21 protein-coding genes are annotated in these 19,065 nt (G+C 28.7%); 3 read left to right on the top strand and 18 right to left on the bottom strand.

The features are described from left to right. Window positions 1-483, top strand: a 483-nt coding sequence (locus tag ACECE_RS27815; protein WP_010249194.1) for an ExeA family protein, incomplete at its 5' end; no start/stop codon positions are given. Window positions 484-561: 78 nt separating this feature from the next. On the opposite strand, the gene ACECE_RS31210 is transcribed toward ACECE_RS27815, so the two are convergent. From ACECE_RS31210 to ACECE_RS0216335, 3 genes are all read right to left on the bottom strand, one after another. Next, window positions 562-1,773 (bottom strand): hypothetical protein, encoded by a 1,212-nt coding sequence (locus tag ACECE_RS31210; RefSeq protein WP_010249193.1) that lies wholly within the window; start codon window positions 1,771-1,773, stop codon window positions 562-564. Window positions 1,774-2,197: 424 nt separating this feature from the next. Further along, window positions 2,198-2,593: a phBC6A51 family helix-turn-helix protein gene (locus tag ACECE_RS0216340; protein ID WP_010249190.1), complete on the bottom strand. Its 396-nt coding sequence runs from the start codon at window positions 2,591-2,593 to the stop codon at window positions 2,198-2,200. 111 nt (window positions 2,594-2,704) lie between these two features. Next, the gene (locus ACECE_RS0216335; protein WP_162862565.1) at window positions 2,705-3,061 is read right to left on the bottom strand and encodes a hypothetical protein; all 357 of its coding nucleotides are present in this window, start codon (window positions 3,059-3,061) and stop codon (window positions 2,705-2,707) included. A 160-nt stretch (window positions 3,062-3,221) separates the two neighbouring features. On the opposite strand from ACECE_RS0216335, the gene ACECE_RS0216330 reads away from it, so the two are divergent. Continuing rightward, window positions 3,222-3,641 (top strand): hypothetical protein, encoded by a 420-nt coding sequence (locus tag ACECE_RS0216330; RefSeq protein ID WP_010249186.1) that lies wholly within the window; start codon window positions 3,222-3,224, stop codon window positions 3,639-3,641. 142 nt (window positions 3,642-3,783) lie between these two features. On the opposite strand, the gene ACECE_RS31205 is transcribed toward ACECE_RS0216330, so the two are convergent. From ACECE_RS31205 to ACECE_RS0216280, 10 genes are all read right to left on the bottom strand, one after another. Further along, on the bottom strand, window positions 3,784-3,921 hold the full coding sequence (locus ACECE_RS31205) for a hypothetical protein (protein WP_162862564.1): 138 nt from the start codon (window positions 3,919-3,921) through the stop codon (window positions 3,784-3,786). A 93-nt stretch (window positions 3,922-4,014) separates the two neighbouring features. Continuing rightward, window positions 4,015-4,377, bottom strand: a complete 363-nt coding sequence (locus ACECE_RS0216320; protein WP_010249184.1) for a GIY-YIG nuclease family protein — start codon at window positions 4,375-4,377, stop codon at window positions 4,015-4,017. 40 nt (window positions 4,378-4,417) lie between these two features. Continuing rightward, entirely contained in the window at window positions 4,418-5,026 is a 609-nt protein-coding gene (locus ACECE_RS0216315; RefSeq protein WP_010249182.1) for a GIY-YIG nuclease family protein, read from the bottom strand. A 191-nt stretch (window positions 5,027-5,217) separates the two neighbouring features. Then, window positions 5,218-5,394, bottom strand: a complete 177-nt coding sequence (locus ACECE_RS32385; protein WP_407636671.1) for a DUF5659 domain-containing protein — start codon at window positions 5,392-5,394, stop codon at window positions 5,218-5,220. Between the two features lie 2 nt (window positions 5,395-5,396). Beyond that, window positions 5,397-5,597, bottom strand: a complete 201-nt coding sequence (locus ACECE_RS0216305) for a hypothetical protein (protein WP_010249181.1) — start codon at window positions 5,595-5,597, stop codon at window positions 5,397-5,399. A 205-nt stretch (window positions 5,598-5,802) separates the two neighbouring features. Next, window positions 5,803-8,556, bottom strand: coding sequence for a hypothetical protein (locus ACECE_RS0216300; protein WP_010249179.1), 2,754 nt, complete (start codon window positions 8,554-8,556; stop codon window positions 5,803-5,805). Window positions 8,557-8,948: 392 nt separating this feature from the next. Beyond that, entirely contained in the window at window positions 8,949-10,670 is a 1,722-nt protein-coding gene (locus tag ACECE_RS0216295; RefSeq protein WP_162862563.1) for a DEAD/DEAH box helicase family protein, read from the bottom strand. Window positions 10,671-10,736: 66 nt separating this feature from the next. Further along, window positions 10,737-10,925: a hypothetical protein gene (locus tag ACECE_RS0216290; RefSeq protein ID WP_010249175.1), complete on the bottom strand. Its 189-nt coding sequence runs from the start codon at window positions 10,923-10,925 to the stop codon at window positions 10,737-10,739. Window positions 10,926-11,682: 757 nt separating this feature from the next. Beyond that, window positions 11,683-12,354, bottom strand: a complete 672-nt coding sequence (locus ACECE_RS27805) for a 3'-5' exonuclease (RefSeq protein ID WP_010249173.1) — start codon at window positions 12,352-12,354, stop codon at window positions 11,683-11,685. 41 nt (window positions 12,355-12,395) lie between these two features. Then, on the bottom strand, window positions 12,396-12,935 hold the full coding sequence (locus ACECE_RS0216280) for a hypothetical protein (protein ID WP_010249171.1): 540 nt from the start codon (window positions 12,933-12,935) through the stop codon (window positions 12,396-12,398). Window positions 12,936-13,115: 180 nt separating this feature from the next. Here ACECE_RS0216280 and ACECE_RS0216275 point away from each other — a divergent pair, with 180 nt between their 5' ends. Then, window positions 13,116-13,328: a helix-turn-helix domain-containing protein gene (locus tag ACECE_RS0216275; protein WP_010249169.1), complete on the top strand. Its 213-nt coding sequence runs from the start codon at window positions 13,116-13,118 to the stop codon at window positions 13,326-13,328. 23 nt (window positions 13,329-13,351) lie between these two features. Here ACECE_RS0216275 and ACECE_RS0216270 read toward each other — a convergent pair whose 3' ends face one another. From ACECE_RS0216270 to ACECE_RS0216250, 5 genes are all read right to left on the bottom strand, one after another. Beyond that, the gene (locus ACECE_RS0216270) at window positions 13,352-14,983 is read right to left on the bottom strand and encodes a recombinase family protein (protein WP_010249167.1); all 1,632 of its coding nucleotides are present in this window, start codon (window positions 14,981-14,983) and stop codon (window positions 13,352-13,354) included. Window positions 14,984-15,027: 44 nt separating this feature from the next. Beyond that, window positions 15,028-15,261 carry a hypothetical protein gene (locus ACECE_RS0216265; RefSeq protein WP_010249165.1) on the bottom strand — a complete coding sequence of 78 codons (234 nt, stop codon included), beginning with the start codon at window positions 15,259-15,261 and terminating at the stop codon, window positions 15,028-15,030. A 365-nt stretch (window positions 15,262-15,626) separates the two neighbouring features. Continuing rightward, window positions 15,627-16,166: a hypothetical protein gene (locus ACECE_RS0216260; RefSeq protein WP_010249163.1), complete on the bottom strand. Its 540-nt coding sequence runs from the start codon at window positions 16,164-16,166 to the stop codon at window positions 15,627-15,629. After that, window positions 16,159-17,157 (bottom strand): zinc ribbon domain-containing protein, encoded by a 999-nt coding sequence (locus ACECE_RS0216255; protein WP_010249161.1) that lies wholly within the window; start codon window positions 17,155-17,157, stop codon window positions 16,159-16,161. The genes ACECE_RS0216260 and ACECE_RS0216255 overlap by 8 nt, the downstream gene beginning before the upstream one ends. 1,165 nt (window positions 17,158-18,322) lie before the next feature. Continuing rightward, window positions 18,323-19,054 carry a glycerophosphodiester phosphodiesterase gene (locus ACECE_RS0216250; RefSeq protein ID WP_010249160.1) on the bottom strand — a complete coding sequence of 244 codons (732 nt, stop codon included), beginning with the start codon at window positions 19,052-19,054 and terminating at the stop codon, window positions 18,323-18,325. Window positions 19,055-19,065: the final 11 nt, after the last annotated feature.

Raw genomic sequence — 19,065 nt, 5'->3', positions numbered from 1 at the left:
CAGTTAACCCGTGAGCTATCGAACCTCATAGAAACACAAAAGAGGATACCAGTGATAATATCAGACGAAGCACATCTTTTATCAAGAGAAATGCTAGAGGAAGTACGGTTTCTCTTAAACTTTAAGATGGATTCATACAATCCAATGAGTTTAATTCTAGCGGGACAGAGTGAACTTAGAGATGTTCTGAAAAAACAGATATATGAGGCAATATGCCAAAGGATAGATATACGTTATCACCTTACCCCTTACGATCGGCAACAAACCGGAGAATACATCAAAAAGCATCTTGAATATGCAGGAGAAACCAGGGATATATTTACCGAGAAGGCTATTGGCGAAATTTATGACTATTCTCATGGAGTAGCAAGGAAAATCAATAAAGTATGTATAGCCTGCCTGATGCACGCAGCACAAAGGCAAACAAAGTTGATAGATGATCATGTAGTAAGGCTCATAATTGAAGATGAATTCAATTGGTAATTAATTACCCTGTTCGGTGAAGTATCGGACAGGGTTAATGAGCAAAATATACGGACACAAAATTTGGGCAAAGAGCGGTCAAACAGACCGAGCAGCGACATTTGTGAAAGTATGTGATTCTATTTCTTCAGGAGATTCTACACGATTTGATTTGAATTTCTTTTCACCGATATTAGAAGCATCATTCATTTTCTCTTGCATGAAAGACTCTTTGTTTTTCCAGTATTTAATAGCTAAATCATTAAACCTATCCCATTTATCTTCCCAAAGTATAGGGAAATCCATTTCTAATTTGTGTTTTAAATAAAACTGGTAACCATCTTCAACAGGATTTTCAAGCTTATTGTTATAAACAATTCTTTTACATTCAGCCCACAAACCAGTATCAAATATATCTTCAACTGTTTGATCAGGTTCTAATAATATTGCACGTCTTAACATTGTTATATAGTCTTTGGCTTGCATAAGTCTACTAATTAAACATGAGTTATGCATTATAGTACCAATACATATTATTTTTGTGGCTGATTTTATTTTTTTACCATCTCTAATTACTGCTGTATCACCAAACTCTTCTATTTCATCATTCCACTTTTTCCACTTCTTTTCCCTAGCTTCTTCTGATAATACATCGTTTGCATCTTGATAGTCATCAGCTATAAATACTGTTGGTCTAGTTCCTTTATAGTTCATACCTCTAACAGAACTTCCAGAAGATACAGCTTTAATACAAGTTTCATTAGTTAATTCAATTTCTTGCTTGTTTACTGTGCCAAACCTTTTATTTATTAGCTTCCCAAATGTATATTCTATATATGGGTTCTCTTCTAATTGCTTTCTCACGTTGCCAATAAATTGAAAAGCATCTTCTTCTTTTTTTGCACCTATAACAGTGAATTTAGACAATCCATAACAATGTAGCCAGACAGTTAATGCTAAGTCACATGTTGTTGTTTTTGCTGTGCCTCTAGGGATTATTATATTTGCTTTATCAAACTCATCTTTAATAAATTGTCTCTGTAATAGATCCCACACTTCATAATGTACTGGAGCTAATGAACGTTGACTATTATTATCTGAAGGTACAAAGGTATTTTGAAGGAACATTAAGCAGAAATATTCTATACTACGTTTACCAAGAGAGTAAGCTACTCCATATGGTTCCCAAAGATTGTTTTTGTGTTTTTCAAGGATTTGTTTTGCTTTTTCTGATCCATATATTTTTTTCAGGTATTGAATTAATAGTTGTTTATTGTATTTAGTATCAAATATATTTTGTGCTTGCTGCAATAGCTTACCTCCCTTCTTGGACATTAAAAAAAGATAGTCAGTTGACTACCTTGAAGTTGAAAATTTAATAAAAAAATTGTGGAAGTAACCCCACCCCTATTTCACTATTTGGGAAAATAGAAGTATACCCCTAATTTCCAGTTGAAATTAAAGAAAGACATATTACAATTACACGAAATGTTCATTTTGTATCTAATCTTTCAATCTCGATCTTGATTTAAGACGATTTAAAACCTTGAGAGCCGATTTATGTTATTTAAAACAATTAAAAAAACGTGCAAAATTACAAAAAACTGATCTCTATTTTTCTTTAATTTGCTTTGATTTGCTATATGATTTGTTCTTAAAAAACACTGCGTTTTACCAGTTTATGGTAAATTAATTGCGATAAATTTTCTATTTTATTCCATTATTTCCATCTGAATTATTGTTCTTCTTCATCTTCTTCAAAGTCTTCTAATATGTCTGAACCGGATATACTTTGTTTTGCTTCTGCTGTTATATCCAGCTTAGATGTAGTTTTCCCTAGAACCCTATCTATTAGATACTGTGCAGCATCTAGTCTTATCTTCTCTGACTCTGCTGTACTGGCTAATACATCAACAGTTTGGATATATTTGTATAGATTAGCTTTAATATTGTTTTCGCCGTAAGTTTTAATTTCTTGTAATCGTGAGTCTAGTTCAGTACTAAATTCCGTATTCTTCATCCAATCATATATACATTGCCTACTAACTCCCACAATTTCAGCAATTTCAGTCTTTTTTCTATTATTTTCTATCAACAAAGCAATCGCTTTTAATTGCCTTTCATCTAACATATTTCACTCACCTTCAATCTTTACATTTTTACAATTTTTCAATTAAAAAGACCTGCATTTAAGCAAGTCTTAATATAAATATATTTATTCTATTAATTTTCTTCATATATATTACTCATTCCACTTAAACTTAATATACTTATCATACTTTTGATTAAACTCTTTGATTAGTTCAAATATTCTAATCTTATCTTCAGCATTAATCATGTCCTTAACTATTCTATCCATATCATTGCTTTCATCATCTGATATATTACAATTATTCACAATATGTTTATTACAGATTTGTGCCGAATAAGCAGCTCCTGCTTTTACTTTCTCAATTTCTCCAAAATTAAACATATCAGTATTAGCTAATCCAGCTGGGTCTCCATACCTATTAATCATATTATAACTATTAATACTAAAAGCCTTTCTGATAAACATTTCAAATGTTAAATTCATTTCAGGTGTCATCTTATCCTCCACATAAACACACGTTCTTTTTCCATAATTATCATATCATTATGAAAATATAGTGTCAACATATGTTTTACTTATTAATCAAAAATGTATTAACTTCTATTTTTATGATATAATTCAATTGAATTCTATTGGTTAATACACATACAATTATGGAGGTCTTATTATGAAGCTTGAAATTAGATATGTAAATCAATTTAATCCACAAAACAGTTCCTTATTCTATATTATTGAATTATATATAGATGATAATAAGCATTTGTATCCATTTCATTATAATAATCTATTAAACAAACAATTTACCTGGATTAATGCCTTAAATTTATTATCTGAGGAATATTTAAAAAATAATAATATAGAGTACATAATTGAAGCTGAAACAAACGAATTAATCCCTATTGGTCTTGTTGACTTTATTAATAATACTGGTAACAGCACTTTACCTATTTTCACAGATTCTTCATCTTATTTATATAAAGTTGATCAAGTTATAAATAATATAATTAAAGCAATAAAAATAAAATATAAATCAGTAGAATTAGAAGAAAAATTTAAACAGAGAATAACTGATATTAAGGAAATCTAAAACAATAAGCCAATAGAATTCATTCCAGCTCTTTAAAGAAAAAGACCAGCCACGCCACTTCAGCCAGTCCTTTTCTATATGCAAAGTTTATCAAAACTTATAATAACATGCTTTTGTGAAGATTATGTGAACTTTAGAAAATTTATTTATTCTTTTTAAAATCTTCTCTACACTCATTAATCAATCTTAATAGTTCCCTATTATTTTCCATAATTTCATGTAGTAAATCTTTCATTTCTTTAGTATCATTTTTCAATTCTTCTTTATCTTGATTAGCCATAGCTTAAACATCTCCTTTATTTAGTGCATATTGCACAATAAAATTCTCCTTTTATTTAACACATTGCACAAATATACTTCTCCTTTATTTAAATCACAAATACTTCAATATATCTTTATCAAACTCAACAACTGGTTTACCTAAAGAAATATATTTCAATCCAACTTGAAACACAGCATTGTTGCAAATCGGTTTATGATGCAATATACATATCATTTCCGCAAAAAATAATCTTATCTTGCTATCATCCCAAGTCTGATGTATTAATTCAAATTCCAGATCCTTCAGATCTCTAACATTCTCATCAACATACTTCTGTAGTTTCTTTTTATGTTTGCCGGATTCCAGTTTCTTTAAATGCTCCTTAACACGTCTATTAAAATCATTCGAACTCCCTATGTACAACAATTTGCCTTTATGTTTGATAGAATACACCCCATAATTAAATTCTTTCATATATGACCTCACTAAAAAGGAACTGGAATAAACCCAGCTCCTAAAATCCTACAACATCAATAACTTCAATATTATTAATATCATCAACCTTAACAACATAATCTTCTAATACAACATGTGACCATTTAAGACTAGTTTTAATTTTTGAAACATAAACACTATTAACACCCATTATTTCAGCTATATCCTTATTTCTCATTCCCATTGCAAGCATAGCTTTAATCTTCACGATATTGCCTGTATCTGTATTGCAATGAGGATTATTAGTACCTTGATTAGCCAAACTTCTGTTAATACTTTCTCTAATTCTTGCTAATTCATCATTTTGATTTCTCAATGGTCTACCAGCTTTATTCTTATTGCAAATAGTTGCTTTATATTTTTTAATATAATAATCTTCAGCCTTTTTAATTTGAGGATTATTAATATCATTAGAAATATATCTTAATGTTTTATATTCTATTTTATCTCCAGCATCATAAGCATCCTGTAATATCTGTTTATTAGTGTTATTATAACCACCATTTTTCAACATTGTTTTGTGCCTAGATATACAATCTCTTATATCTCCAGAACCTACATATCTAATTACATCACCAACTACAACTGCATATACACCATACTGTTTAATATTTTTGAATTGTTTCATTAAATCCACCTTGACCCTTTCGTTTTTAACAGATTTGTTTGATTTGATAAAATAATTTGAAAATACCTATTGACAATTGAGCATAATAGGAGTAGACTAATTACAGTAGTTCATATTATGCACATTTTTAAAAAACAAAAAAAAATAAATAAAGAGTACTTTGGTAATTGAAGTACCCTTTTAACTATGTATTATTTAGTTAAATCACTAAATGCTTTCTGAAAAGCTTCAGTATTCCTAAACTTAAAAACATAAAACCTTTTATCCTTAATATTTCTAGTAATCATAGGTCTAAAACCTTGTAACATTAAACTGGCTGCATACCTCATATTATAAACATAAAAATAATCGCTATTATTCGGCTCCATTACTACACCTCATTATCATATTTATTCAAGAACTGCTCTAATACATCCAAACTACTGTCCCACAGATCTCTCTTATTTTTACGAAACCTTGATATAAGTGAAACATCCAAATCACACTGTTCACATACCCAACAGGCTTTTCGTCCTGATTTCTCAATGAATGAATTCAGCCTTTCCCTTATTTTTTGTTGTCTTTCTTCCATTTGTTTTACCTAACCTTTCTAAATTTAAATTTGATTAAAATATTTTTGTAAAAACTATTGCAATCACCAATCTAATTTGATATAATTAAAATGGGTAGTTATAATTAATTTACATTATATTCATATAGAAATTATAGAAAAAACCATGCAACCCTTAATATGACTAGATTACATGGTTTTTAATAATGCCAAATTCCGTAAATTTTTATAACGACTTAAAACAACTCATAAATTTTTCTCTGTGAGATTGATACAAACTATTCAACAACTTTCTTCTATATTTACTATTCATACCGTTTTTAGCCAATGCTTTGGAAATAAGTATTTGCATTGTTTTGGGTTTGATTTTTAACCCTGATATATAATTAACTACATCTTTTTGTAATAATTGCTCTTTCTCTTTCCACTTTTTGTCATCCTCTTTAGCATAACTATTTTTAGCTAAATCGTTATGTTTTTTAACTGCATCATCATATTCTTTTATTTTTGCTTTAATTCTATTCATCTGCCTATCTTCAGCTTTGCCACAAATAATATTTATAAAATTAACACTAGAAATAGTATCTTTAGTTTTACTAGCATTTTCTATATCCGAATCAAGAACATCTTGCAAAAAGTTCATTGGGCATGGACATTCAATTAAAATATCTTTTTTTACTTTAGAAGTTACATATTCCCAAAATTTAGGTTTGGCTTTTACCATCCTTTTAAATTCTTTACCTTGCTTATTTTTTCTTATAACTTCTATCTTTTTATTCATACACTTTAACTTACTAATTCTTACTATTTCTTTTCTAATATTTATGGCATATTTGCGTTTTGAATTATCTATTGCACATTGGGCAATTACAGACATAATGCATACAATTTCAGCCAAATCATTAGTTTTATCCATCCAATACCAACTCATAGCTAATTGTGCAAGATTAGAACTCAATCCAATATCATATTTTGATTTAGCCAATTCAGAATCAATAGTTATCAAGCTATCTATACTATTTTTCCAAGGTCTCTCTTCAGGCTTAATCTTATTAACAATACATGGAAAATTTCTAAATACTCTTTTTGCCGATAATACAGCTATTCTATTATTTGTAACATAACAAAAATCACTGTCCTGGTCTTCTCCATTCTTTAGGTCTTGTTCCTCTGTAGAAATTAGATTTACAGCCATTATATTATTGTTAAAATTAAAATACTTTTCCATTAATTCATGCTTGAAATTCTTATTATATCCACAGTTATTAGGCGAGTTATGAGGATTTCTAAAACTTGCAAGATATTCACCAGCTTCAAATAATGGGGCATAAACACTAATATATTCATCATTAATAGGTAATGTTATATCTTCATATCCTTCTTTTAAAACACCATCTTTAACTGGAACTTTGCCTATTGAATGTAAAAGCATAATATAGGGATTGCCTACAACTGTTAAATTATCTCCCGAACATAAAACTTTGCCATTACGAACGGTTTTAATATATTTATTTATGGTTTCATTTTTAAATGTTCTAAAAAATGCTGATTTATCAAACTTGTTTATATTTTTATATAAATCAATCACCATTTGATTAGCATTTAGTTCATTTGCATTTCTTTCAAGATACTGCAAAAAGTATTCATTGTCTGATTTTAGCCTATTAATAAATCGTATAGTATCCTGCAATAACTCCCTCATTTCATCAATCTCTTTACCTTTTTTCAAGTATAAAGTATTAACATGTTGGTAACTCATGCGTTGATAACATTTACCATCTTCAAATATGTTATTATACTTACTAACATGATCTACTTTTGCTACTCCAAATACATTACCATCTTCTGAAACTTTTTGTCTCCATAAATCATAACTAGCTCCAATATCTTGAAACTTTTCCCACTTCATAGAATTTTCTGTGGTTATTAATAGAATTTCAGATACCTTAATCTCATTGCCGTATCTATCAGTAACAGTGGCAGATTCATAATTATCTTTAAAAGAGTCTTTCATAAACTGAGTTATATATGTTCTAAATCCACAGGCCTTGAAAAAATGCTGTCTTAAAAGTTTAAAAGAAGAATTATCTGTTTCTAACCAAAGCGAATCATCAAGTAATGCCTGACCGTCAAATAAGGTATTAGATACTTTATACAATTCAGGAGAAACATAACATTCACCTTTATTAGTTTTAACTATATTACAATTTGTTTCAAAAAAGCTTACTATATCATCAACAACTAATATATTCTTATATGGATCTATAGTTATTTTATCAATAATATTTGAAGAAGTTAATGCTTCATAAGCTGTCATTTCAACAACTTTTGCTTCACCTTCTGGCAATTCCAACCCCATTCTTTGCCACTTTTTAATATCGTTATATAATTTTTTATTGATAAAAACTGCATCACCAACACGACTTTTTGAAGGCGTCCTATACCATAATGTATATTCAACAATATCTTTCTTATCAGAAATTTTACCTTTAAATTCAAGCTTAAAACCATCTTTATAAAGTTTATTTCTTATTTTATCTGTATTCATTTTGGCTTCAGTAACAACTACTTTATCTTCTATTTGCATAGTACTAATTTTTACTTTATTGTTTTTTAAACAGTCTTTTAATTTTTTTATTTCATCTATTTTTGCTCTTTTATCTGTTCTTTTGCTTATTGATTTCTTATCTTTTTCCAAAACTTTAATATCCTGTTTGATTTTTTTATTTTGTTCTTGTAAGTTTTTAATTTCATCATCATTGAGATTATCTATCAATGGAGTATAACCATATGTAAATTTAACGGTAACAATATCTCTAGTTGTTTCTTTATTTACTTTTAAACCTAAAGCAGTTAATTTATCCTGTAATAAGCTGTTTGTGAATACTCCGTTATATTCTTTTTTTATTTCTCTGCCTTCTAAATTATTTTTTAAAATATCACTACCTTCAAGATTCATTATTTTAATACCGTTTATCATATATATCCTCCTCAGAAATACACTATTTGTTAATTTCAACGAACAGCTTCAGCTGTGAGTTAAAGGTTTTGCCTTTCCTATGGCTTGACAGCGGAACATGAGATGTTCCTTGTCTGCTACGTGCGTTGCACTACGCATATATAAATTTTATTTATTTTATTATTTTGTAACAATTTATGGATAAAGCTCTTATACCGACAACTTAATTAAGATTAAAAAATCATATTGATTTAATGTTTGTATAAAAACTCCCACTGACTTCTTTAAAATAAATAAATTATTAAGAAGTGACTGGGACTTTTTTAACATTCATTTTGTGTTATTGTAGCGTAGCTACGAACATAGAATGGGTCTCCCATTCGCTTACCTTTGGTACAGTAGCGGTTGAAAATTTAAATTACATCAGAAAAATCAATTATTTGTCCTTTTGGTTTTATGTTGTGCCTTTTGAAATAATTTAAGACTTCTACATTATTTAGAACTAATTGAGAGAAATGTTTTGGAGATACCTTTATATATTCACACAATTTCTTTTTGCTATAGTATCCAAATTGCCACTCTACTTCTCCTTTACGATTCTTCTTCTGATGTTGTAAATCTGTGAGTTGTAATGACTGAATATCTTTGCAGACTTGAATGAACTTCATTGCATATGAGCTTTCTTTTCTTATTTGATTATATTCATCCATTTTTGTTTTCTCATATTCAACTTCACTATCTGTATATGTTACAGTGGTATTTTTGAACATTTTCATTATTCTATCAATCATTTTTATATCATTATTTAGAATTAAAACTTTAGATTCCTTAGACATATTCCTATTGATTCTCTTTATAGCTTGATATATTTCATTAGCATTTCTGCATTGTCTGTATTCTTCGAATTGTTTTTCTTTGAATCTATACACCTTTTCATCATTGGCTCCAGAAACTATACCATCCCATGAATTTGTATTTGTATATTTAATTTTTGAAAAGTAGATATACTCTAAGATATACATTCTGAACGGAATATTAGGATTGTGACCTATTAAAATATTTTGTAAATCCATATATTCATTGCTGCCAGTTACATTACCAAAATGATTAATATAGTTTGCTGTAATACTCTTTTCATCATCAATATTTCCAATGTATAATGTATTATCTACTCCTAAGTCATTTATTATATTGTTAATTACAGTATAGAAATTCAAGGCTCTTCTTTTGCCGGATGAAGTAGAATTAGATTTCATTATTTCAAAATCCCACTTACTGTAGTTTAATACTTTTGCTTGCTTTTGCAAATGAAATAATTCAGGATTTAATTTATATGCCATGTTCAGATTGCCAGATCCATCTAATATAATATTGTTATCCAAGAACCAATATTGATAATCTAAATTGATACAATACATAGTATTCCCTTCTACAACACATGTTTGTTTATAGAAGTTCTTTATATTATCAATTTTCTTGCACAATTCATTTTTAGTATAATTGATACTTTTACAATACTCTTTGCTTAGACTCGATCTTATTAATGTTTTCAGTTTGTTTGCTTTCTTATCAACGATTCCAAAATCTATCTTTGAATTAAAGAATGAATTCTTTTCTCTTGGTAGAAGCAAATAATCTTCTATTTCAGCTATTAATTCAGCAAACAAATCTCTTAATGTCCTATTGCCAAGTAGAGTTTCAAAAGAATTAATAAATTCCTTATTAATGAATAATTCATTACCTTTTGCCATGTTAAGAAACTCGTCTATTATTAATATACTTCTGCCTTTTGAAAACAATTTTTGTGCTTTTGGATTAATAGATAGCTCCTTGTATTTTTCGTGTGTAATAATGATTACTGGAAAATCTAACAAGTCCTCTGTTATTGCTTTTGTATTCTTACTGTGAATCGATTTTGCAATAATTTGCTTTGCCAAATCATTTATTCTTTTTGCTGAGTTATCACAGTCTTCAGTCCTTTCTCTTACAAATAGAACTTTTTTTATTGTTGTTGCCAATGCTTCTTCGGCTGAAATACTTTTTCCAGTACCACATTCCAAATCTATTACCTTAAAATAGTTTTTGTTATTGCCATTGAGGATTTCATTCTTAAGATATTGTTTTTGTTTATCCAACCTTTCTTGATTACAGTTAAAGATTACCATTTCGATTCCACCATTCCCCCTCTACAATATTAATAATTAGCTTATGGATTGTTTTCTATTTTCCGACCACTCTTTAAGAGCTTGATTGAACTTTGGAGTTTTAGCAAATTTCCAAATAGTCCACCCTTCTTTATTGATGAATACGTTGAAATATTCAAATCCTTTTCTCATTAAATAGTCTTTCAATTTCACACTTGTACAATTAAAAGTAAAATCTCTAAACATTCTTCCTCCTCAATTTATTTACTCCTTGACAATACATCCTTTCCAATGATAAAATCTAACATAATAATATTAATGTTTGATTTAACATTTATTTGAAAAATTTATATTGACAACGTTAATTAGTACTGGTATACTAAATAGTGTAATCATTATGTTACATTTAACATTATATGGTAATAAAAATTCAGTTTTCAAAGAACAGTAAAGCTCAAAAAATAAACATAGTTAATTAAAGTGCGAATAGTTCCAATATTCGCTATTTGTGTTATAACACTATATTCCATTCTAGTATATCATGTGTTTTTATGTTTGTCAAATTTGTCAATTTCCTGCTTCGATTCCATTAAAATAATGCGATAAAACATGATTTTTATTCAAAGTTCGCTTCCACTTAATTTACTACAAATGCCTAACGCCGCTGTCTTCGAAATAAATCCTTTGTCTAGTGCTTCTTTTAGTTCTGGTATGAGTTTGCGTTCAATAGATAAAAGATTTTGTAAATCTCTTACTGATAAATTAAGTTCTTTTGCAATTTCTTCTTGAGTCAGTCCGCAAGGTTTGCATTCTGATTTTCTATCACCACCATTTTTAATCCAACTAACTCAACATACTCAGATACAGCTTTTCTAAACTTATTAGGGTTATTACTAAGTCTACCGAAATTAGATGCAATTAGTTGTCTAAGTTTTAAGCTTTCGTATTTATTCCGGCCGGAATATGAATTCTAGTATTTCTTAAACTCAAATCACCGAATTAATTATGTAGTTTGTAGTTTATTAACAAATACAATTTTTTGAAAAATATTAGCAGTATATTCTGCATCATTTAAAGCATTGTGAAAAGGTTTACTCTTTTGTATATTTAATTCATCTATTGCCTTTTTTAGACTTATCTGTTTTTCAGGATTAAATATTTTTTGGATGTCTAACATATTTAAATTTAGTGAACATTTTTGTGAATGGTATTTGAAATTATCTTCAAACACTTTCTGGTCTGAATTGCTCCAACCACAAAGTATATATTCCTTTTTTCCAATCCATTTTTCGAAACTATCCATGCACTCTACAAAACTAATATTATTTTTTAGATTCTCATCATTTAGCCCTGTAAGTTCTGTCACATATTTATTGATTTTTTGGTAAATACATGGAGTAATAAATTTATTGAATTTGTCAATGATTTTATAATTGTGATTCAGCATAATTGCTCCAATTTGGATTATTTCGGCAGGACGTTTTTCATATTTTGGAAATAATGTTTTAGCATAGTCTTTGTTTACATATTTATAGCCAGTACTAAATTCTAAATCCAAAACAATATAGCACTTTTTACAAATTAACCTTCTGATAGATGTAATTGGATTTATACTTTTTCCATCTAAAAGTTTTAATATTCTTTCTATTACTCCTCTTGCTTTACTTTTTGCCATGATCAAATCCTCCCTTATTTATTAGTAGCATTTAGCCCCAATTAAATTTCATCATCAAACTTTTCAACAATCCTTAAATTCATATCAGGATATTGTCTCTTTAGCATCTTCAAAACTTCTTCAGCTCTTTGTCTATTGGAAAACCATCTACATTTGAAGTCCAATTTATCAGAGACTCCATATGCACTTACAAAATGACCTTTTTCATTAGCAATAAAGAATAATACTTCTTTATAGTCGCTTTGTAGTTTTGAATATTCTTGGTAAGTCGCTCTATATGATTCCTTTGGTATAGGTGTAGAAAAATGAATTCCTTCAAGGTTATCAGTGAAATATTTTTCATTTGTATGTACAATGCTCAGTTCTAAATCGAGTTTAGCAAGTTCTTTTACTTCATTCAGATAGTTTAAAACGGATTCAGCTTTTTTTAAATCTCCGTAAAAGCACAAAGTATTTAGCAAACTACTGTAAGTATCACAATTCCATTTCTTTTTAACTATATCAATATAGATACAGCTGTCATCTAATAGGTTACCATACTGATCTTGAATTGTGAAAAATCCTTCGTACATACTTGTCATAATAAAAACCCCTTCCGAATTTGAATTTGTTATTAACTTTCTATAATTTATTTTAGCAAACGCTAATATTTTTGTCAATAGTTTTTCCTAATATTTTTTAGTCATCGCTAATATTTTTTATTGACAATTAATTGAAATTTGTGCTATATTAATAATATAAATGAAGTAGGAGTTGTTTATATGGGTATTTTTTATTACAAATTGTTTGATCTTCTTAATAGACGAAATCTAAAAAAAGGTGACTTAATGAAGCTGGCAAATATATCTTCACCAACTATGGCTAAATTAGCAAAAAATGAAACTGTGCAAACTGATATTTTAGAACGTATATGTAAAGCTCTTAGTTGTCAGCCTGAAGATATAATGGAATATATGGATTCAGACAAAAAATAAACTGCCTTTCGGCAGCTATTTTTTTACAAATTTGAAGATGAAAATCTTTCAAAATCAATATTTAAAACTGGCTTAACTTTATTTCTAAAAACATAAACTCTTTGGACTACAAATGATAACAATGCTTTCTTATCTTCAAAAGCAGCATTATTATATTTCAATGTCCAATTGTCTGTTAAGTCATTTTTATTAGATTCTGTATCTACCATTTTATTCAAATCATCTATTTGTTTATCCAATATTTGTAACCGATTTTCAATGTACTGTTTTTTCTTTTGTAAAGATTCCAAGGATTCTTTCAACATTATAGATGAAAATTTCACCTTGTCTTTGTCATACAGTTCACAATAAATAGTATTTGGTATCTCCTCTTTTAGAACCTCAATCTTTTTATTTAAATCCTTTAATTCCTTGTTATTATTATTTTTTTCTGCTGTTAGTCTATTATATTCTGACTTATATTTCTGGATAGTACTTTCGCTAGATTCATTTTTTGTTTCTTCACATAGATATAGAAAAACATCATTCTCTACTAATTGATCCACTTTATTACATCCATAAGTTGATTGACCTTCACAATCATGTCTTCCTTTAACTACTGAACTTGGACATCTATATCTATATGTTGCAAATTTAACTTCATATCCATTTTTTCTATTATATTTTTTATGATTTGCCCACACTGTCATTTTCTCACCACAATGTCCACAATAAACTAAACCGCTAAATAATGAATGGTCGCTTTTTGTAATACCTCTAAATTCTCCTATATTAATTCTATTTTTTACAACTTCTTGATTTTTATTCCATACATCTTCAGGTATAATTATTAAATGCTCTTGCAATGGAGATATAATTTCTTTTTCATATAATTCACTATACATGTGAAAATAACCTTTATACATAATATTATTAAGCATATAATTAATCGTAGAATATATCCAACCATTATCACTTTTTGCTTTATCTTTATATCCATGTGTATTTAAATAAGATGCTATAGATCTACCACCCATATTATTTTCAAATGAAAGTCTATATATTAATTTCACTATTTCTGCTTCTTCAGGGTCTATTTCAAAATCTAATATATTTTTACCTTTAAAATTAACAGATCCCTTATTAACTAATCTATAACCAAATGGTATTGTTTTCTTTCCTCCTCCTCTATATTGACCATTTTTAAGTTGTAATATTTGATAGTCTGTAGCTCTTTCAGACAACTTAACACTTTCAGATTCATTTTGCCAGAATGTTAGATAAGTCATTAATTTATCTACTTGAGTATGTGTCTTAATTTCTTCTCCAGAGCATGTCACAACTCTAATACCTTGGTCGTTTAAATACTTGATAACCATAGGAGATTCATCAGAAGTTCTTCCAATTCTATCTGATTTATATACAATCAATACTTCAAATTCTTTATTTACTGCCATTTTTTTAATAGCAATCAAAGCATCTCTATCTTTCATTTTGGTTTTATATCCTGATATTCCACCTTCAGTAAATTCTTTTATTAAGATTAATTGATTCTTATTCACAAACTCATGAACTAATTCTTTTTGTGCTGGAATATCCTTGTCTTCTTTAGATGTTTGTTTCTCTGTAGATACACGATATAAAGCGATTGCTTTTTTGTTTATTAAATCTAACATTTTCATCCCACTCCTTGTAAAAAATAAGGTTTAGCTGACAGACCTTACAAGTAATTTCTCACAAAATCTTTAATTCTTTTAACCTTTTCCGCAGAATTTTCAGGGGTAAAATAAAATGTAACCCATGTTTTATGCTTTTCATCATACCTTACTAATATTGTTTGATTGTCTTCAAAGGTTATTTGTATGAATTCAGCACCTCTGATTGTAACATTTTTACAACTAATAATTTTTCTTTTTTCATTATCTTCAGGTATTAAATCACTTAAATATTTCATATATTCACACCACCAACTATAATTATAATACTATTTTAACTTATATTACGTCATATTTCAACATATTCGTTTGTTTAGGTTAATTATGTTTAATTTCCACGCTTAATCTTCACCATACTTTAATTATTATTTATATTATTAATTAGTGTCTGAGATTTCTTTAAAGGATACTCTACGAAACTTTAAAAAAAAATCGTAGATTAAGCTGATATCTACGAAAATATATGACGAAGAAATTTAACTCCTTTTACGAAAATCTTTAATCTTTCGTAGAATGTAAAGTCTACAAAAATAAAACCACATTTAAAACCATTGATATCAAAGGCTTGAAATCTAGGATCTTAAATCTAGTCTCATTATGATTTTTATATTGTTAGTTTATGAATAAGTGTATCAGCTATTTTATCTACAGCCTTAGCATATCTAGCATCTTCACGAATGGTACGTTCATTGACTTTATGTTGTTCTGCTAATCTTTCTGATGTAGTTGGAAAGTGGGTATTTTCTCCTTTTTCCATTTGAGAATATTGATTACCTTTATGTTCTCCTTGTTTTTTCTTTTCTCTTTCATACTGTAATCCACGAAGATATGATTTTTGTTCTAATGTAATATTACGTCTACCAAGTTGTGTATCTATCATCTTTATATTGTTAGTATCCAAGTCAATAATTTTCTTAGCCTTGCCATAAGTATCATGACCAACTTTTGCTATTTTTGCAAGTTCATCACGAGTGTGAATTTTTTCATCCGTTTGGTCTGATTTCGGCAAAACGGTAGAATTTTGTTTTAAACTACTTAATTGTTTTTCTTCAGCTTTCTTCTTAAACACAGGTCTATACTTCTCAGCAATTTGTACTCTTTGAAGTGGTGAGAGGTTTCTTCTGCCTAATTGGGTTTCAACCATCCATTGAATTACATCTTCTATTATAGTCCATTATCTCAATATTACCATATTTAACATCACCACGAACTTTAGTCATTACTTCAAACTGCACATTTTCATTAGGTCTTATACCTTCTGATCCTACTGCATAACTTGTATCTGTTGTTAATACCTCTTTGTTTATATCCATATAAACAACTCTAACTTGAACAAACTTGTAAATATTATCACTATAGTTTTTAATTGAACCTGTATAATATGTATAATCACCTTCTGTTGTCATCGATGCTTTTTCTATTCTAAGAGGGTTTAAGTCATTTTCTATTTTTTTAGCTTCATCTTTTAATGTTTTCGTAAATAATTGGTCGATTTGTTTATCTACCTCATCACGATTATCAAAAGATAATGGATAAAAAGCGTACTTGTCATGTTCTATTTTCCATTTCAAATTGTCTTTAATATCTGTTTCTGAATAACCCGATTTTAATAATATTCTTAATGATTCTTGCTTTATTTTATTTAGTTCATTATAACAACCAGTTGCTGTTGCCTGTTCAAAATAACCAATACATTTTTCTAATGCCGTAAAGAGATTACTTGCATATATGGATTTTCTATCGTCTGTTGTAAATTCAGCCTCTCTTCCAGAGTTTAAATAAAAAGATGCATAACCTAATACCTCTAATTTATCGTTTATATCTTTTATATCATTAGTAATAAAAACACCACCTGCTTTTTCTTGTGCCTCATAATACTTACCTTGATTATATAAAGTCTTTACTTGATTAATAGTGTTTGCTTGAACAATACAAATAATAGTAATTAATAAAACACTTACAACAATCCCTATTCCAATCTTTTTCTTTACAGATAATCTTTTTTCACAATCTCTCTCTTTTTCATTAATAGGATTATCTACTTCAGGGTCTTTTAACGATGTTCCACAAGTACTACAATACAAAACAGATGATACATTTTGTTCTCCACAATTTGGACATATTCTGGAATTCATTTATTTCACCTCACAAATTAGTTAGCTTATTCCAAATAAATACTTCTACAAATATATATAATTACCTTCTATTGTATACACATATTTATATTACTAATTAACTATTTATACTTGAAAAGTGCATAAAGTTAATTAAAACACAATTAAAGAGTTTTTAAGGATTAGTAATAGATTTATATTACCTTGTATAAAAAATTGAAAATAGGGTTAATTTTTTGCAATTAACCTTGATTAAAACCACATATAAAATCCTTACTGGTAAGAATCTTATATCTGGTTTTATCTCAAACGAATATATGAACAAACATTCAATTGTAGTATTATTGTAGTATTTTCCTGTTTCACCACTCTGAAACCTTACAGAAAGCGACTTTCAACGCATTAATACATATTCCTCTTAATCAGTGGGCCCTGGGTTCGAATCCCCGATGGCGCACCAAACTTGAAAAGAAAAGACCATTGAAATCAGTAGATTTCGATGGTTTTTCTTTTCATTGAAAATAGAGTTAATGAGAAAAAGACCAGCCTATTTCAGACCAGTCCTTTTCATGCAAAGTTTATCGTAATTTTAAAATAGCACACTTATATGAACTTTATGTGAACTTTTACTTTATAATTTTAAAATCCTCATTTTTGAGGATCAATTAATTTTCCATGCATTTCCTCGAATTTTATTTTTAATCCGGATCATAATAATAGCGTAGGGTTCATGATGATCGAGTCAAGATTGTTATAAGGTCAAACTAAGGCTTTATAACAGTCGGCCAAAGGTTAATATCAGGTTTCGCCCTTTAGTTTGGCGCTAAGGCTTGGTATTAGCCGGCGGGCAGAGCATTATATGTTCTGTAAGGCTATATTGTAGTAACTAAGGTTATTGCAGTATGGTCGAAAGGGATATATAATATTCGAGCTAAGATTATCAGGGGTTTCGCAGGCATTAACATTACTGCATTAGCCTACCAACTGGTTTGGTAGTCCCTGTGAAGTAATTTACTATGCTGGAGGTTTGTTGCAGTCGAAAGATTGCAGCAGGTTTCTAAGAGATTTCTGATAGTTGAGCAAAGGTTGATATAAGTCTTGTAAAGCTTTATGGCAGTCGAAAGATTGTCATAGGGTTGTCAGAGATTTATATCAGCCGGAGTTAAGATCATTATGAGCTCTATATTTATACTTTTTTAACTACTTTGAGAGCAATATCCGGAACATTCGTTATAATACCGTCTACTCCTATATCTGCCAGCTTTTTAATTGCATCTGGATTATCAACTGTATATGTATTTATTTTTATATTATTTTGAGAAGCATCCTTTTTCATATCCTTCGTAACATTTTGATACCATGGATGAATTGCATCTGCTTTAATCCTCATAGCGTGTGTTATGGGCTTTTTTGCAGACGAGGAATATAAAATACCTGTTTTTATATCTTTGTTTATTCTTTTTATTTTTGCCAATGAAAATACGCTGAAGGATGACACAATAGTCTTAGTTTGTCTATCAAATTTCTTTATAAGCTCGGCAACTTTTTTCTCAATCGATGTAAATTGCAGCCATTCCCTTTTAATTTCAACATTTATCAATCCATTCCAACCCTTTAAATAACTAAAAACCTCTTCCAGTGTGCAGATAGGCTCATTTTTAAACTCATCTGAAAACCAGCTTCCAAAATCCAATGCTTTGAGTTGCTTTAAAGTTAGGGACCTTACCCTTCCATTTCCATTGCTTGTTCTATTGACATATGTATCATGTATTACTACAACATGGCCATCCCTTGAAAGTTGGACATCAAGTTCAATACCATCTGCACCTAATTGAACTGCTTTTTTGAAAGAGCTTAAAGTATTTTCCGGTGCATATGCTGATGCTCCTCTATGCGCTATAATTAATGGCTTATTCATGTTTTTTCCCC

Source organism: Acetivibrio cellulolyticus CD2 (genome assembly GCF_000179595.2).
In the GTDB taxonomy this organism is placed as follows: Bacteria; Bacillota; Clostridia; order Acetivibrionales; family Acetivibrionaceae; genus Acetivibrio; species Acetivibrio cellulolyticus.
The sequence above is the reverse complement of the archived record's forward strand: the minus strand, read 5'-3'. Positions and strand labels throughout refer to the sequence as shown.

Bases quoted from the DNA above. Each gene is read 5' to 3' on its own strand.
- ACECE_RS0216260 (WP_010249163.1), bottom strand. From the start codon at position 16,166: ATGGTTGAAACCCAATTAGGCAGAAGAAACCTCTCACCACTTCAAAGA.
- ACECE_RS0216290 (WP_010249175.1), bottom strand. From the start codon at position 10,925: ATGTTTAGAGATTTTACTTTTAATTGTACAAGTGTGAAATTGAAAGAC.
- ACECE_RS0216300 (WP_010249179.1), bottom strand. From the start codon at position 8,556: ATGATAAACGGTATTAAAATAATGAATCTTGAAGGTAGTGATATTTTA.
- ACECE_RS0216265 (WP_010249165.1), bottom strand. From the start codon at position 15,261: ATGAAATATTTAAGTGATTTAATACCTGAAGATAATGAAAAAAGAAAA.
- ACECE_RS0216255 (WP_010249161.1), bottom strand. From the start codon at position 17,157: ATGAATTCCAGAATATGTCCAAATTGTGGAGAACAAAATGTATCATCT.
- ACECE_RS0216270 (WP_010249167.1), bottom strand. From the start codon at position 14,983: ATGTTAGATTTAATAAACAAAAAAGCAATCGCTTTATATCGTGTATCT.
- ACECE_RS0216250 (WP_010249160.1), bottom strand. From the start codon at position 19,054: ATGAATAAGCCATTAATTATAGCGCATAGAGGAGCATCAGCATATGCA.
- ACECE_RS0216320 (WP_010249184.1), bottom strand. From the start codon at position 4,377: ATGAAAGAATTTAATTATGGGGTGTATTCTATCAAACATAAAGGCAAA.
- ACECE_RS32385 (WP_407636671.1), bottom strand. From the start codon at position 5,394: ATGGAGCCGAATAATAGCGATTATTTTTATGTTTATAATATGAGGTAT.
- ACECE_RS31205 (WP_162862564.1), bottom strand. From the start codon at position 3,921: ATGGCTAATCAAGATAAAGAAGAATTGAAAAATGATACTAAAGAAATG.
- ACECE_RS0216280 (WP_010249171.1), bottom strand. From the start codon at position 12,935: ATGACAAGTATGTACGAAGGATTTTTCACAATTCAAGATCAGTATGGT.
- ACECE_RS27805 (WP_010249173.1), bottom strand. From the start codon at position 12,354: ATGGCAAAAAGTAAAGCAAGAGGAGTAATAGAAAGAATATTAAAACTT.
- ACECE_RS0216330 (WP_010249186.1), top strand. From the start codon at position 3,222: ATGAAGCTTGAAATTAGATATGTAAATCAATTTAATCCACAAAACAGT.
- ACECE_RS0216340 (WP_010249190.1), bottom strand. From the start codon at position 2,593: ATGTTAGATGAAAGGCAATTAAAAGCGATTGCTTTGTTGATAGAAAAT.
- ACECE_RS0216275 (WP_010249169.1), top strand. From the start codon at position 13,116: ATGGGTATTTTTTATTACAAATTGTTTGATCTTCTTAATAGACGAAAT.
- ACECE_RS0216305 (WP_010249181.1), bottom strand. From the start codon at position 5,597: ATGGAAGAAAGACAACAAAAAATAAGGGAAAGGCTGAATTCATTCATT.
- ACECE_RS0216315 (WP_010249182.1), bottom strand. From the start codon at position 5,026: ATGAAACAATTCAAAAATATTAAACAGTATGGTGTATATGCAGTTGTA.